The sequence below is a fragment of the uncultured Parasphingorhabdus sp. genome (assembly GCF_963677535.2).
Taxonomy (GTDB): Bacteria; Pseudomonadota; Alphaproteobacteria; order Sphingomonadales; family Sphingomonadaceae; genus Parasphingorhabdus.
On the sequence record NZ_CAXXUT010000003.1, the window covers coordinates 1,466,591 to 1,482,368 of the forward strand.

At 57.4% G+C, this 15,778-nt stretch carries 14 protein-coding genes; 10 read left to right on the top strand and 4 right to left on the bottom strand.

Annotated features, from left to right (window positions below):
• Positions 1–74: 74 nt before the first annotated feature.
• Positions 75–1,625, bottom strand: coding sequence for an FAD-binding oxidoreductase (locus ACHZCJ_RS14130; protein ID WP_321327146.1), 1,551 nt, complete (start codon positions 1,623–1,625; stop codon positions 75–77).
• On the bottom strand, positions 1,625–2,911 hold the full coding sequence (locus ACHZCJ_RS14135) for an MFS transporter (RefSeq protein WP_321327148.1): 1,287 nt from the start codon (positions 2,909–2,911) through the stop codon (positions 1,625–1,627). Before ACHZCJ_RS14135 ends, ACHZCJ_RS14130 begins: the two co-directional genes overlap by 1 nt.
• A gap of 247 nt (positions 2,912–3,158) precedes the next feature.
• On the opposite strand from ACHZCJ_RS14135, the gene ACHZCJ_RS14140 reads away from it, so the two are divergent.
• Positions 3,159–3,842, top strand: coding sequence for a hypothetical protein (locus ACHZCJ_RS14140; protein ID WP_321327149.1), 684 nt, complete (start codon positions 3,159–3,161; stop codon positions 3,840–3,842).
• Positions 3,843–3,912: 70 nt separating this feature from the next.
• Here the strand turns inward: ACHZCJ_RS14140 and ACHZCJ_RS14145 are convergent, their stop codons facing one another.
• Positions 3,913–4,821 carry a DUF1838 family protein gene (locus ACHZCJ_RS14145; protein ID WP_321327150.1) on the bottom strand — a complete coding sequence of 303 codons (909 nt, stop codon included), beginning with the start codon at positions 4,819–4,821 and terminating at the stop codon, positions 3,913–3,915.
• A gap of 109 nt (positions 4,822–4,930) precedes the next feature.
• On the opposite strand from ACHZCJ_RS14145, the gene ACHZCJ_RS14150 reads away from it, so the two are divergent.
• From ACHZCJ_RS14150 to ACHZCJ_RS14170, 5 genes are all read left to right on the top strand, one after another.
• The gene (locus ACHZCJ_RS14150; protein WP_321327152.1) at positions 4,931–5,773 is read left to right on the top strand and encodes a CoA ester lyase; all 843 of its coding nucleotides are present in this window, start codon (positions 4,931–4,933) and stop codon (positions 5,771–5,773) included.
• Positions 5,774–5,775: 2 nt separating this feature from the next.
• Positions 5,776–6,285, top strand: a complete 510-nt coding sequence (locus ACHZCJ_RS14155; RefSeq protein ID WP_159645734.1) for a MaoC family dehydratase — start codon at positions 5,776–5,778, stop codon at positions 6,283–6,285.
• A 24-nt stretch (positions 6,286–6,309) separates the two neighbouring features.
• A complete protein-coding gene (locus ACHZCJ_RS14160; RefSeq protein WP_321327154.1) occupies positions 6,310–7,491 on the top strand; it encodes an acyl-CoA dehydrogenase family protein in 1,182 nt (393 codons plus the stop codon).
• A gap of 82 nt (positions 7,492–7,573) precedes the next feature.
• Complete coding sequence (locus ACHZCJ_RS14165) at positions 7,574–8,767, top strand: CoA transferase (protein WP_321327155.1); 1,194 nt, start codon at positions 7,574–7,576, stop codon at positions 8,765–8,767.
• Positions 8,768–8,771: 4 nt separating this feature from the next.
• Entirely contained in the window at positions 8,772–9,854 is a 1,083-nt protein-coding gene (locus ACHZCJ_RS14170) for a CoA transferase (protein WP_321327157.1), read from the top strand.
• Positions 9,855–9,859: 5 nt separating this feature from the next.
• Here the strand turns inward: ACHZCJ_RS14170 and ACHZCJ_RS14175 are convergent, their stop codons facing one another.
• The gene (locus ACHZCJ_RS14175; RefSeq protein WP_159645722.1) at positions 9,860–10,612 is read right to left on the bottom strand and encodes a GntR family transcriptional regulator; all 753 of its coding nucleotides are present in this window, start codon (positions 10,610–10,612) and stop codon (positions 9,860–9,862) included.
• Between the two features lie 26 nt (positions 10,613–10,638).
• Between ACHZCJ_RS14175 and ACHZCJ_RS14180 the strand changes: the two genes are divergently transcribed.
• From ACHZCJ_RS14180 to ACHZCJ_RS14195, 4 genes are read left to right on the top strand one after another with little or no spacing between them, the layout of a single operon-like run.
• Positions 10,639–11,910 (top strand): MmgE/PrpD family protein, encoded by a 1,272-nt coding sequence (locus ACHZCJ_RS14180; protein WP_321327158.1) that lies wholly within the window; start codon positions 10,639–10,641, stop codon positions 11,908–11,910.
• Positions 11,907–13,214 carry an MmgE/PrpD family protein gene (locus ACHZCJ_RS14185; protein WP_321327159.1) on the top strand — a complete coding sequence of 436 codons (1,308 nt, stop codon included), beginning with the start codon at positions 11,907–11,909 and terminating at the stop codon, positions 13,212–13,214. Before ACHZCJ_RS14180 ends, ACHZCJ_RS14185 begins: the two co-directional genes overlap by 4 nt.
• Entirely contained in the window at positions 13,211–14,572 is a 1,362-nt protein-coding gene (locus tag ACHZCJ_RS14190; RefSeq protein WP_159645713.1) for a phenylacetate--CoA ligase family protein, read from the top strand. The genes ACHZCJ_RS14185 and ACHZCJ_RS14190 overlap by 4 nt, the downstream gene beginning before the upstream one ends.
• Entirely contained in the window at positions 14,569–15,777 is a 1,209-nt protein-coding gene (locus tag ACHZCJ_RS14195) for an amidase (RefSeq protein WP_321327160.1), read from the top strand. Before ACHZCJ_RS14190 ends, ACHZCJ_RS14195 begins: the two co-directional genes overlap by 4 nt.
• The last annotated feature ends 1 nt before the right edge of the window (position 15,778 follow it).

Consider the following 15,778-nt stretch of genomic DNA (forward strand, 5'->3'; position numbering starts at 1 on the left):
CGCCAACAGTCTGGCTGGAGCGGACGCCCATATCCCCGCGGCCAGAACCAGTCTGCGGTCTAAATCCATCGCCCCTAGAGACCCAGCGATCCCGGGTTCATCAGACCGCGGGGATCGAGGGATTTCTTGAGATCGACGAGCAAGGCATCGGCAGCCGGATCAAGACTGTCCCGATAGCGGTAGGTCCGGCCGATCTGGAAGTGAACCGCGCCGTGATCGTAGAAAAGATCGACCAATGCCTGCTTCATCCGCTGGGTGAATGCCCAGGCATCTGGATTGGCTTCCAGTTCCGGCAATTTCGCTAAATGGTTGTCTTCCACCGTATCGCGGTGCAGCGGATTTGGAGCATCGGGCCAGTACAGGCAAGGTTCGATGATCGTTCCCGATCCGCCCACTGCCGAAATCAGGGTGCCGGGGAAAATACCAAGTCCGTCCATTTCTTTCTTGTGACGGGCAAAAAGCGCATTGATTGCATCATAGCAGGCAATTGCCCCGGAGTGCGGCAGCAAACCGTGGATCGGAGCCCATCTCTGTCCTTCGGGGCCGAGCATCGAATTGAGCGGTCCGAATGGGTTTGCGCGGATGATCTTGGGAATTGTGTTTTCGGTTTCGGTTGCGCCATGGGCCAAAGCTATCGTGCGAGCGCGCTCAAGATCATCATCGGCCGCTGCTTGCAAACGCGCTTCGGTCAATACGTGCAACGAGAATTTGGCTTCGTCCATGAAGTCTCGTCCTGCCGCGACAACCTTTGCGCCTTCCTTGATCGCGCCCCAGACCGAACCCTGCTTCTTCATCATCTTGCCCAGTGCCTTGGCATCGCTGGCCAGACTGTCGCGTTTCATGCGAATGGCGTTGAGGCTGGGATCGAATCCGAAACATTCGGTAGAGACGCCGGCACGCTCGATTTCGGCCATGGCAGCGAGCGTATGGGCGTGATTTTCAAAACTGAAGCTTGCGTAGCCATGGGTTTCCGCTTCCGGGATCAGACGTAACGTGATTGTCGCTTTCATTCCCAGAGCGCCTGTGTCAGCCAGAAAAATGCCCGTCAGATCGGGGCCATAAGGCCGGCTGAATTTTGCGCCGGTACACATGATCGTTCCGTCGGCCAGCACCATTTCCATCGCAACACAGCTTTGTGCCGCAGTGCCGTAGCGGCCCGATCCCCAGAATATGCCATTCTGACTCATTCCGCCGCCAATGCTGGCCTTGAGGCCGGACAAAGTTCCCCAGAAAGGAGTGCGCAATCCCTTTGGTTGCAAAGCTTTGTATAATTCCGCCCAGGTGCAGCCCGCTTCGACGGTCACCGTCCGGTCGGTCTCGTCAATCTCGAGAACCCGGTTCATCTCGGCAAAATCGAACAGTACGGCTCCCGGCTGGCTGGATATGTAACCGCCGGTGTAGCTCATCCCGCCCCCACGCGGAATGACCGCGATGCCCTGCGAAGTGGTCGCCGCTACAGCTGCTGCCAGTTCATCCTTGTTTCTGGGCCTGACCACCGCGAGCAGATCTGCGCCACGTTCGTAGATATCATGGGCGTAAAAATCGAGCGATGCGGAGTCAGTCAATATTGTTACGCCAGTGTCGGCAATCTGATCGATTGCATCAGAATGGATTTTGGTTGCCATCAACTTGCCTCCGTCGCGAGTTTGTTAGAAACGGATGCTTCCGGCAGGTTGTCGGGGTAGCGACCCAGCAACAACAGCAAGCTGCCGCCGGCGACGAAAGCAAACACAGCCACAGAAAGGACCGGATCGTAGCTTCCGGCCGTATCCCTCACATTGGCGTATATGATCGGCGAAAGCGCCGAGAAAAATCCGAACGGCATATAGAGCATGCCGTAAATCTTGCCATAATGGGCCATGCCAAAATACCGTCCGGTGAGATAGGCGATCAGATCGCTCTCGGCGCCTGCCGCGAAGCCCAACAGAAAGCCGGCTAGCGCAGCCATCGGAAAAGTGATGCTCCCGCCCAGCAATATATAGCAGGAAATCGCCGGCAGGCAGAGCAGCGGAAAGGCGACAAACCCTGCCCAAAAACGGTCGAGCAGCGCTCCGGTGATGATTCGTCCCGTCAGAATTCCTATTCCGAGCACGCCCATCACCGATGCTGCGGTTTGCGCTTCCAGTCCGCGGTCCGACAACATCGCCGGCATGTTGATAAAAGCTCCGCCAAATGCAGTCGCGATGATCGCGATCGACACCCAAATCAGCCAGAAGCGATAATCCTTCAGCGCGCTGCCGAGCGTTACGCCGGTCAGATGTCCGGTCGCGCTGGTAATGGCTAGCGGGCGTTCGTCTGTGCGCGGTTCGCGAAACAGAAAATATCCCAGCGGCAGGGCGATGAACAATGGCAGGATAGCGATAATCGCAAACATCGACCGCCAGCCATAATTTTCGATTCCCCAGACCGCTAACTTGGGCACAACAATCGCCGCGAGGCTCGTTCCCATCAACAGAATTCCCAGAGCAAGACCGCGATGCCTGTAAAACCACAGATTGATCGCACGACTCCAGCTCACGGGCGTCGAACCGATACCGACCAGGCCAACCAATACCCACAAGGCATAATAGATATATAGCGTGGAGGTTACTTGTGCCGCGGGGGTGAGCGCAATCATTCCGAAGGATATGCCGAAGGCCAGAAGTGAATAAAGCGCGACTTTTCGGACCCCATATTTGTCTGCCAGAGAGCCGAAAAATGGTGCCAGAAGCGATGCGATGATACCGAAAATCGTGATCGGCATGAGAATCTGGGTGCGAGTCCAGCCGAACTCGCTGATCAATGGTTCTACCGTGAAACCGATGACGTTGAAGGGAATCGGGGAAGCGCCGCAAGCAACGCCCAGCATGCTGGCGAACAGCACCTTCCAGCCCAGAGCAAATTCACCGCGTTCTTCTGTGGTTGCTACCATTGAAATTCACTACCCATAATTTGTCCGGACAACTATACCGTTGTCAGTCTATTATACCAGCAGAAAAAAGGCGAACCGAAACGCGCGTCTTTGGTTCGAGCGGCGCTGGCGGGTCCGGTTACCAGACTATGGGCGCGATATTTGTCCGGACAATATTGTCGGGTGAGGCTAGATTGCCAAGGTGCTGATTCGAAAACGGGGCATCCGCCTGCCGGTTTGAGGTAAAAAGGATTGGGGAAATAGTAATATGGATTTCATGATCATCAGTTTTTACCAGCTTCTGGTGTTTCTGCACATGATCCTGTTTGTTCTTTGGCTGGGGGCAGATGTCGGTGTCTTCATGCTGGGGCAGCACTTCCGCAAGCGGGAACAATATGACCTGCCGCAGCGGCTGGTGTTGCTGCGATTGCTCGTTAGTCTCGACATGGTACCGCGCTCTGCCTGGGCGCTCATGGTGCCGTTAACCCTGACCATGGTCGATGCCGGTGGCTGGTGGGACCTCCCCGTCTGGGCGTTGGTTGTGGCATGGGCTGTTGGCGGCGGCTGGCTATGGCTGGTCTGGGACGCGCATCGTCATGACCAGACCGATCGGGCTGCTCGCGATCGCAAGATCGAATCGCTCCTGACCATCGGTCTTACCATCTTCTATCTCGGACTGGGGCTGGTCTCCCTTGCGCTGGGCAGCCCCCTGGCTCCCGCATGGCTGGCGACCAAGGCCTTGATGTTCGGCCTGATCTTTGCCGCCGCAATCATGATCGACCTGGCCTTCAGGCCGGTGGGGCCGCAGCTTGGCAAGCTGATTGCGGAAGGCTCTTCGGACGAGACAGAAATTCCCTTGCTGGCGACCATGAACCGGACCCGTATCTGGGTCTGGATCGTTTATCTGCTGCTCTTGGCAACAGCATTTCTCGGCAATATCAAACCGTATTAGTCGCAAGGCGGAGGCAAAGAAAAGGCCGGTCTGCCGACCGGCCTTCCAGGGAGAAGAAAGTTTCTGCCGACTATTTTTCGTCAGCCGCTGCGGCCCGTTCGGCGTCGATCATTTTCTTGAATACGGTCCAGGTCGTTTCATTGGGACGCGGATCGTCGCCGGGCGGCGGTGCGGTATATTCAGGATGATTCAGTGCAATCTCGTCCTTGATCACCTTTGGCAGGTCATCATATTTCTTCAGCTTCGCGCCCATCGCATTGAACACCATTTGACCCTGACGCCCGCGCATTTTCATCCAGGGCATCCAGTCGGAAATACGGACCCAGCTTATGGTCGGGTAGGCCGTCGGATATTTGGTGTCGAGCATTTCGTCGGCCAGCATCGCGAAGTCAAAAATCTCCATCGCGTGATATTTATTGCCGACATAATCCTGATAGTCACCGGCCAGAACATTGTGATAGAAAAGCGGCACTTCCATGGGAAGGAAAAGCCATTTTCCCTGTTTCCGCAACGTCGAGATCGTAAAGGGCTTTCCGTCGGCGGAATAAGGAAAGCTCGGGCGGCCATTTACGGGATCGTTGGCGATCTGCATGACATCAACTGTTTCGCCACTCCAAGGATTTTTCCAGGTTCGCAGGACTTCGTTGGTTTCCGGATCGAGATAGAACATGACTTCGCGGCTGACCTGACGATAGCCAACCCCGCGCTTGGGATCCTCGACGCGTACACACTGGCGGATATTCATGCCTTCGCCATTGAACAAATGTCGGTCGGGTTCGCCGCTGATGCGCGAATAGACCTTGCCCGACCAATAATAGACCGCTGGCACACCATCGGCCTCGCCACATTGTGTGCGCTTCATGATTTCAAGCGCATCTTCCGGCTTGGCGGGATCCAGCGTACGCGCCCCGGCGGGCGCTGCCAAAGTGGTTGCGGCACCGATTGCCAGTGTGATTGCGAGTTTAAAATTTGCTTTCATGGACTGTTCTCCGGAAGTGAATTGGGTGATTTAATTTCACTTACAGGTTGACTTTAGATTTGTCCGGACAAATTGTGAAGGGGCAATATCGAAATTTCAAACATTGGACATGATTATCACATTCACCAACTTTCTTTTCGTCCCGGCAAACCGCCCCGAGCGTTTTGAAAAGGCGGTCGCGAGCGGCGCAGATTTGATCTGTATCGACCTAGAAGACTCGGTTCCGTCCGATCAAAAGGACATAGCAAGGGAGGCTGTGCTGACCGCTCTTGCCGGTCTCGAGCGGAAAAAAACGGCGGTCCGAATCAACGGATTAAGAACCGAGGCGGGTCTCGCCGACCTTTTGGCATTGGCCCATACCGATCATCCGCCATCGCTTGTTTTCCTGCCAATGGTCGAAAGTCCGACCGAGGTCGAAATCGTATGGAATATTATCGGCCACCGGGTCGAAGGACTGATTCCGCTGATTGAAACGGTCAAAGGATTGCGTGCCGGCGATGCCATAGCGGCGTCCAAAGGGGTGACCGCAATGATGTTTGGCGGGGGTGATTTCTCTGCAGAGCTGGGGACGAAGCTTGAATGGGAGCCGTTGTTCTCCGCGAGAGGAGCGTTCATCATGTGCTGCGCTTCGGCACGGGTAGTAGCGATTGATGTCCCCTATATCGACATGGCAAACGAATCGGGTCTCGCCGAGGAATGCGCCCGGGCGAAGGCCATGGGCTTCCATGCCAAAGCCGCGATACATCCAAGGCAGCTGGCCGCGATCGATTCGGCCATGCGTCCAAGTGAAGCAGAAATTGCCGAAGCGCGCGAAGCGTTGGCCGCCTTCGAACAGGCCGGTGCCAGGGCAATCAGCCATAATGGGCGAATGCTGGAAGCGCCCGTCATGGAAAGATATCGGCGGATCGTGGCATCCGTCTCCTCAGAACAACTTGAAAATAAGGAACCATAATTATGCGTGATGGAGTTATTGAAGTCAGTCCCGGACGTTTCCGCGAGACATTTGGCCGCTATTTCGAGGATTTCGAAGTTGGTCACATTTACGAGCATCGCCCCGGCCGGACGATTACCGACACCGACAATGTGCATTTCACCTTGTTGACGATGAACACCCATCCGGCCCATTTTGACTATGAATTCGCGAAGAAGACGGAATTCAAGAAGCCGCTGGTCTGTTCGCCGTTGACCGTTGCGCTGATGGTCGGAATGAGCGTTTCGGACACCAGCCAAAAGGCGGTTGCCAATCTTGGTTGGGACAAGATCCGCCTTACCCATCCGCTATTTCCCGGCGATACGCTTTATGCAGAGAGCGAAGTGCTCGACAAGCGCGAGTCGTCTTCCCGGCCCGAGCAGGGCATCGTCACGGTAAAGACCATCGGCAAAAACCAGGATGACAAGATCGTGTGCACATTCGAGCGCACCATGTTGATCTGGAAACGTGGCTTCGGCGGCGCTGACGACTAGATTTCGCGAACAAGGAATATGAAAATGGCCAATGCCGCAAAGATGAATCAAATCCGCACGATCGACCCCGACGACGAACGCGCCTTCATGGACGCGATCGAGAAATGGGTCGAAGGCGAAGTCAAACCCGTGGTGATGGAGCATGACCACGGCGATATCTGGCCCGAGAAGCTCGTTGCACAAATGGCAGAAATGGGTCTTTTCGGTGCGACCATCGGGGAGGAATATGGCGGCCTTGGCCTGCCCGCGACCACCTATGCCAAGATTATCGCCTATATTTCCTCCTACTGGATGGCGATCACCGGGATCGTCAATTCACATCTGATCATGGCGGCGGCGGTCGAGCGTTTCGGAACCGAGGAGCAAAAAGCAAAATGGTTGCCCAAATTTGCCAGCGGCGAAATTCGCGGCGGACTGGCGCTGACGGAACCCAATGCCGGCACTGACTTGCAGGCGATCCGCACCGTGGCAACCCGCGATGGCGATGATTATGTGATCAACGGCACCAAGACCTGGATTTCCAACGGCATCAAAGGCGAGTGTTTCGCCTTGCTGGTGAAGACCGATCCCAAGGCCGATCCGCGCTACAAGGGAATGAGCCTGATGATCGCGCCCAAGGGGCAAGGATTTGGTGTCGGCAAGAAATTCGACAAGCTGGGCTACAAGTCGATCGACAGCGCGGAGCTGACATTCGATAATTATCGTATCCCCGCAGAAAATCTAATCGGCGGTGTTGAAGGCCATGGTTTTTTCCAGGCCACCGGTGGTCTCGAGCTTGGCCGGATCAACGTGGCTGCGCGGGGCGTCGGACTGGCCGATGGTGCATTGCGGCTGGCAACAGAATATGCACAGTTGCGCGAAACCATGGGCAAGCCGATCTGCGAGCATCAGGCGATCCAGCTGAAACTGGGCGAGATGGTCACCCGGGCACGCGCCGCCCGGTTGCTGACTCTGGATGCCGCAGAAATTTATGATCGTGGCGAGCGCTGCGACATGGAAGCCGGCATGGCCAAATATTTCGCTTCCGAAGCAGCCGTGCGCAATTCGGAGGAAGGGCTGCGGATCCATGGTGGCTATGGCTATTCGAAAGAATATGACATTGAGCGTTATTATCGGGATTCCATCCTGATGTGTATTGGCGAGGGAACCAATGAAATGCAGCGCATGATCATCTCGAAACAATGGGTGAAAAGGAATCCGGCCTGATGGGATCGGGAAAGCCGGAATTTGATTACCTGTCTTTGCAAACTTCAGGAGATCCGGGCGGTCGCCGGGATATCACTTCATCATGAGCGTAAAACAACCTCTCAAGGGCTTCCGCATTCTGTCTGCCGAACAATATGGGGCTGGACCTTATGGCACGATGTTCCTCGCCCAGCTGGGTGCCGATGTCATCAAGATCGAACCACCGAAGGGTGGCGATACGGCGCGGCATGTCGGACCGCACTGGCTGCGCGAACAGGAGAGTCTTTATTTCCAGAGCTTCAATCTCAACAAGCGCTCCTTAACTCTGGACCTTCGCACCGATGAAGGTATCGAAATCCTGCACCGGCTGGTCAAGGATGCGCATGTCGTCGCGAATAATTTGCGCGGCGACGTACCAGGCAAAATCGGGCTCGATTATGATTCCCTGAAAGCGGTCAATCCGGCCATCGTTTGCGCCCATGTTTCGGCCTATGGTCGCGACAATGAACGAGCGAAATGGCCGGGCTATGATTATCTGATGCAGGCGGAAGCCGGCTTCTGTTCCCTGACGGGCGATCCCGACGGACCGCCGGTGCGCTTCGGTCTTTCGATGGTCGATTTCATGTCGGGAACGCAAATGGCGGTCGGCCTGCTTGCCGCCCTGCTCGACGCCCAGCGGTCGGGAGAAGGTTGCGATGTCGATGTAGATCTGCTGTCGGCGGCGGTGCACCAGACCAGCTATCCGGCGCTCTGGTATATGAACGAAGGCGATATCACCGCGCGCGCGCCGCGCGGGGCTCATCCCTCGGCGACACCGAGCCAGATGTTCAAGGCAGCCGACGGCTGGATGTTCGTAATGGCGCAGATTCCGAAATTCTGGCCCATCCTGTGCGAACGCATCGGGCAAAGCGAACTGATCGCTGATCCGCGTTTTGATACACCGGCCAATCGCCTCGCCAATCGCGCCGAGCTTGCAGGGCTGCTGGATGCGGTATTCACCGAGAAACCCGTTGCCTACTGGCTTGAGCAACTGCAGGGGCATATGCCGATTGCGCCGGTCTACGAGCTCGATCAGGCACTCGACAATCCGTGGCTCAAATCCATCGGCATGCGCGACACCATCAATCATCCCGACAACCCGGCGATGGATGTCCTGTCCAGCCCAATCAAGGTGAACGGGAAACGCCTGCCGAACAAGGCCGGCCCTCTGCTAGGAGCCGACAGCGATGCCATATTGGGCGAAATCGGTTTCGATGGTGACGCCATTGCAAAACTTCGTGCCGGCGGGGTGATTTGATCAGATGGGTAAATTATCGGGCATAAAAGTTATCGACCTTTCGCTGTTTTTGCCGGGTCCGATGCTCACCATGATGATGGCAGACCATGGCGCAGAAGTGATCAAGGTCGAGCCGCCGACCGGAGACCCTGCCCGGGCCATGGAACCGGTCGAGGCTGGCCAGTCGGTCTGGTTCCGCAATCTTAATCGTGGCAAACAGGCTTTGGCACTGGACCTGAAGTCGGATGAGGGTCGCGAGCGGCTCTGGCAGTTGCTGGCGGATGCCGACGTAATGATCGAGGGGTTCCGGCCCGGTGTGATGAAGCGCCTGGGGTTCGATTATGATGCGGTCGCGGCGAAGAACCCGCGCATTGTCTATTGTTCCGTTTCGGCATTCGGCCAGGAAGGCGAGATGGCCCACCACCCGGCGCATGACCTGGCGGTGCAAGCGCTTTCGGGCTTCCTCTCGGTCAATGACGGTCCGGACGGCATGCCGGTCGTACCGGGCGTTCCGTCCGCTGACATGGCGGCAGGACTGAACGGCTTGTCGGCGGTGCTGATGGCGCTGATCGGCCGCGAGAAGAGCGGCAAGGGCGACTATGTCGACATTGCTATGTTCGATGCGATGCTGCCATGGTGCGCCCATATAGCCGGCGAGGCAATCCAAGGTGGAAACTCTCCGACATCCCGGACGCAGCGGTCGCTCGGGGGTGCTGCATTTTACAATGTCTACCGGACTGCTGATGGCCTCCACGTCGTGCTGGGTGGCCGCGAAGTGAAATTTGCGAAGAGCCTGCTGACCGCGCTCGACCGGACGGACCTGCTGCCGCTGGCCGAGCTGGACGCGGGAGAAATGCAACAGGCGCTGACGGACTTTCTCCGTGAAACATTTGCGACAAAGAGCCGTGATCAATGGGTGGCGTGGTTTGCCGACAAGGATGTTGCCTTCTCGCCCGTTCTCGATTTTCGCGAAGCGCTGGACCAGGATTTCGTGCGGGAAAAAGGACTGCTGGTCGAAGCCGGTGGTTCGCACCAGATCGCGCCCGCTTTCCGGTTTAGATCGGATGAGAAATGGCAGCCATCCGATGCTCCGGAACTGTCCGAATGAGCGGTTCAGTCCACCTCTATGTGCATCGAATAGGCAAAGCGTTCGCCAGGATGGTAGCTGGCCGAAATTTCAAGCAGCCGGTCATTTTCGTCAAAAAAGCAGCGCAGGATTCTCAGGATCGGATCGCCCTCCTCAAGCCCGAGATCGCCCGCGAAATTTTTCGGTGCGGCAATCGCCTGAATATCCTGGGTCACCCGGCTGACGGTGACGCCGGCATGTTCCTCGATCTGGCCAAAAAGCGTGGCGCCATTGATGTCAATCTTGTCGATGATACCCGCAAGCTCCGGATTCAGCCAGACGACGGTTACGGCAATCGGGCGTTTCCGGCCCGGCTTCAGTCTTTTGCCGTGATATACAAACCATTTCTTCTTCGAGCCCACTCCGATCTGTTCGGCAATCTTGAGCGGAATTTCCTGCGCAGGCAGTTTCTCGAAACTGATCGCCGTATCATGCGCATATTGCAAAATCTCGCCGACGTTGCTGAGCGGCTGGTGCAAGGCACCGGCGCGGGCTGTCGCAGGCTGGACGATGGTACCCGATCCGCGCTTGCGAGCGATCAGGCCTTCAACGGTGAGTTTGCGCAGCGCTTCACGAACCGTAAACCGGCTAACGTCGAATTTCTTGCACAGCACCGACTCGGTCGGAAAGTCTCCGGGGTCGGAATAGTCGCCGCGCAATACTTCTTCGCGCAATTCATCCGCCAGTTCGAGATAGCGCGGTTTCTTTTTCTTGGATTTTATATTTTTTTGTCCGGACATGGTAACGCTTTAAGACGGGTAGCGGGATGACGCAAGAGAGCCTGACCGAGAAACTCGCAACCCATTTGATGCGACCTGTCGACAAAGCGACAAGACAGCGGGCAAGATTGCATCTGCTCGACTGGCTGGGATGCGTCGCGGGCGCGCGGCGGAGCGAGATCGCTGGCACGATAGTGCACAAAGTTGATGTTGAACAAGACCCGCTGGACATGAGCCGTTGGTTCGGAAATTTACTCGAGATGGATGATGTCCATCGCATGTCGATACTGCATCCGGGTCCGATTGTCTGGCCAGCGGCATTGTCGGCATTCCCGGAGAGCATGGACGATGCTCTGGATCGCGCGGTAAAGGGGTACGAAGCCACTATCGCGGTAGGATCAACCTTTGATGCCGCACATTATGGACATTTTCACAACACGGCCACCGCCGGTGTGTTTGGAGCGGTTGCAGCCTTTTGGGCTTATGATGATAACTCACCTGGCAACTTTCCTCAGGAAATCGAAACAATGACCGCCGCGTTCGGCTTGGCCGGATCTGTTACCGGTGGTCTATGGCAAATGCGAAACGAAGTTAGCGATACCAAACAATGGCATATCGTTGCTGCGCATAACACAGGGAATAATGCCTGTTGTTATGCCTGGGACGGCATAAAAGGTCCGCGCTTCATTCTGGAGGGGCCGCAAGGGCTTTATGCCGCTACCTGCGAAAACCCCAAGCCGATGACTTTCCCGGAGCAATGGCGGATTCACGAGGTCAGCTTCAAGCCCTGGGGTGCCTGTCGCCATGCCCATCCGGCGATTGATGCGGCGCTGGAACTCAAGACTAAGCTCGGCGCGCTGGAGGGAGATATTCTGGTTGAGACCTATGCCGATGCGATCGCCTTTTGTGACCGGCCGGATCCACAATCCGTGATCGACGCAAAATTCTCGATCCAGCATGCGGTTGCACTGGTTGCCCGCAAGGGCACGCCGCGGCTCGCCGATTTTGAGACTGGTGCCATTGCGGAGCTGGCTGATGCGCGTAGCCTCGTGACGGTTTCGGAGGCGTCGGATATCACCGGACGCTATCCCGGACATTATGGCGCGCGGATCACCTGTGCCGGCGAGACGGTGGAGATTGCCGACACGCTGGGGGACCCCGAGCGGCCGCTTTCGGAAACGGGCATAGTCGAGAAAGCGCGGTCGCTCATCGCATGGGGCGGCCTGCCGGAAGCGGAAGCGGACCGTGCTGTCTATCTTGCGCTAAAAGGTCAGGATCCTGGGGCTATCCGGAAGATGCTGTCGGATTGGCTGTCATGACCGCGACCCGGAAAATTATCGATTTTGCCGTTGCGGATCATGTTCTTCCGCAAAATACCCGGGCAAATAGTCTGCGTTTGCTGGGCGATACATTGGCAGGCGGTGCAGCCGGCGCGACCTCTGAGGAGGCTTTGAACATGCTCGGCGCCGTGCGCGGGTGGGGCAATGGCGAGCAGGCGCGATTGCTGGGATCGGATGAAAGACTCCCCGCGCCATCGGCGGCCTGGTTCAACGGATTTTCTATCCATTGCCTGGAATGGGATGCGGTGCACGAGCCGGCCGTCGTCCACGCGATGTCGGTGGTGACCGCGGCTTTGCTAGCTTCCGTGGATCGGGCCGGCGGTTGTGATCCGGACGATTTTCTGACTGCGCTAGCTGTCGGTGTCGATATTGCCAGCGGGCTTGGTATTGCAGCGACCGGTGGCATGCGGTTTTTTCGCCCGGCGACCACGGGAGTCATCGGTGCCGCGCTGGCCGTGGCGCGACTGGAAAGCATTGCGGCGAACAAGTTTCCCGATATTCTCGGACTTGCCTATTCGCAGGCTTCGGGAACGATGCAGGCGCATGTAGAGGCCTCGATCGCCCTGCCATTGCAAATTGCCAATGCATCCCGTGCGGCCATTTGCGCGGTCGATCTGGTCAAATCGGGAATGGACGGTCCGCATGACGCGCTGGAAGGGCCATTCGGCTATTTCAGTCTGCTCGAACCGGGCGAACTTTCCCGCTATGGCGAAATCATCGGATCCAGATGGTTGATCGATGAAGTCAGCATCAAGCCCTTTCCATCCGGTCGCGCAAGTCACGGTATTCTCGGTGCGATCGATGAATTGCTCCGCGACGGTTCGCTCGATCCGGACAAGGTGACATCGGTTGATATCACCGCCCCGCCACTGATTCACCGGCTGGTGGGACGGCCTCATAAGGCGGACATTTCTCCCCGCTACGCGCGGCTGTGCCTGCCGTTTCTGATTCCCTTGATGCTGCGGGACCGGATCATTGATCCGCGCTGCTTCACCCCGCTGGAGTTTGCCAATCCGGATTTGCTGGCCCTTGGCCGGAAAATAACGGTGCGGATCGACGACAACCCGGACCAGAACGCCCTGGCACCGCAGTCTCTCGCCATCAACATGAGCGATGGCAGCAGAATTGAACGCATAATCTCTGACAATCTTGGCAGCCCCTCCGCGCCGATGTCCGAAGCACAGGCCAGATCCAAGCGCGACCTCGCGCGCAGCCTGGCCAATAGCGATTGCGACCCCCGCATATTTAACCATCCTCTAGCTTATGCCACGGAGCCCCAATGACTTTTCCAACCTATTTCGAAACTTTCGACGCCAAGCAGATGCTGGACCAATATCCTGTCGGTGATGCGTTCGTCCGCCGTTACACTGCCATGTCCCGTGACGAGCTTTACGCGATGCAGGACAGGCAGTTTCTGAAGCTGATGAAACGCGGGTGGGAGATTCCCTTTTACCAGCGGCTTTGGGGGGCGCAGGGGCTGGAACCCGGTGACATCACAGGTCTGGCCGACATCACGAAATTGCCGGTCTATGACAAGAGCGATCTGATGGCTTCGGTCAGCGAGCATCCGCCCTATGGCGACTTTGACGGACGCGGCGATACCCCGGTGGTTTTCCATACGACCAGCGGGACAACGGGCCGTCCGCAACCGCTGATGTTCGGCCCGAAAGGACGCGAGATCACCAATTTGTTGGTCGGGCGGATGTACCGCTGGATGGGGCTGGGCCGGGATGATGTGGTCCAGTCGGTCTACGGGCACGGGATGATCAATGGCGGCCATTATATTCGCGAATCGGTTACCCATTTCACCAACTCATTGTTTCTGAGTGCGGGCACGGGAATCGAGACCCGCTCGATCAACCAGGTCAATCTGATGGCCGATTTCGGCGTGACCTGTATGGTCGGTTTCGTCGATTATGTCCGAAAGCTGGCTGATGTTGCCGAGGCGGAAAAACTGTTCGACCGGATCAACCTGAAAATGATCATCGGCCATCTTGGTACCGAAGACCGGGCCTCGACCGAAGCCGCATGGCACGGGGCCAAAGCCTATGACTGGTACGGGGTTGGCGATACCGGCAGCATCGCCGGCGAAGGCCCGGACCGTGATGGCCTCTATGTATGGGAAGATGCCCAGTATCTCGAGTTGCTGGATGTGGACAGCGGTCAGCCGGTAACACCGGGAGAAACCGGGGATATGGTGGTAACCTGTCTCTTCAAGGATGATATCGCGCCCTGCATCCGGTTCAACACCCACGACATTACAGAAGAGCGGACCGATACCAATGCCACCGGCATGGTGTTCAAGCGGATTGCCGGCTTCAAGGGGCGCAGCGACAATATGGTGAAATTGCGCGGGATCAATATCTTCCCGCATGCAATCGGTTCGATTATCGAGAACCGGCCAGACCTGACCGGTGAATATATCTGCTATGTTAGCCGGGACGAAAGCGGCCGGGACGAGATGAAAGTGGTGCTCGAAAGCCGCGGCGGGTCGGACACGGCCCAGCTTGCCGACTTGCTGCGCAAGGGCCTGGGCATCGAGATCGGGATCGAACTGGTCGGCGTTGGCGGCACCGCTGCCGCCAGCCAGATCGATGTGCGCCAAAAGCCGATACGGCTGATCGACGAACGGGGGTTGTGAACAATTTGATGATCCGGTGGAACGATCTCAAAGCGGCAGATGCCGAACTGAACGCCTTTGTCGACTTTGACGAAAGCGCGCGCCCTGGCGAGGGGCCGTTGCATGGCATGACCATAGGTATCAAGGCCAATATTGCGGTCGAAGGGCTGCCGTGGACTGGCGGGATCGGCGGCTTTCGCGAGCGTATTGCAACGAGGGATGCCGACGCGGTGGCGAGACTTCGGGCGGCGGGTGCGGCGATCATCGGAACGCTCAACATGGAAGAGGCGGCGCTGGGCGCAAAGACCGACAATCCCTTTTTCGGTGCGACGCAGAATCCGCACCGGATTGGTTATACGCCGGGCGGCTCTTCCGGTGGCAGCGCGGCGGCGGTTGCGGCCGGCCTCTGCGATGTGGCGCTGGGCACCGATACGATGGGATCGGTGCGGATTCCGGCTGCCTATTGCGGCATCTATGGTCTCAAGCCGACCCGTGGCGCGATCAGTCAGGACGGCCTGGAGATTGCCGAAGCGACGCTCGACAGCATCGGTCCGATGGCGCGTTCATTGGAAGAGCTGGAAGCATGTTCGCAAGTCCTGATGGATTGGGGAGACGCACAAGCCATTGAAAATATTGCATTGTTGGAAAATCTTGGCGGCGTGGAATGCGAACCCCCGGTGTTGGAAAATTATCGCAAAGTCAGCGCACTTCTGAACGCCACGGACAGTTTTTCGTTGCCCTATCCGCTCACCCGCATCCGCTATGCGGGCTTTATCGCAACCTCTCTCGCCCTGTCCGAATCGCTCACGGAATTGCTGGCGACAGATCCGAGCGGAATATCCGACCATCTCAAATTTCTGCTGAGCTTTGGCCCCGAACGCAGTCCGTCCGATCTCGCCGAGGACCGGATAATTCTGGCCGAGGTCAGCGAGGCGGTAAACGCGGTGGTGGATCAGCACGGCGCGATCCTGCTGCCGACCGCGCCACAGGCGGCATTCAGTCACACCGACCGGGCGCCCGCCAATCAGGCGGACTTCACCTGTCTTGCCAATATCGCCGGTCTGCCGGCGATCAGCATTCCGGCCGGCTGGAATGATTCGGGCCTGCCGGTAGCGGTGCAGCTGATCGGTGCGGCGGGCAATGAAGCGGGCCTGCTGCAGCTTGCGACCAGGTTGGACAAAAGCCTGTCCGCTTATCGCCAACCATCCCCATTTTATCGACAATGAA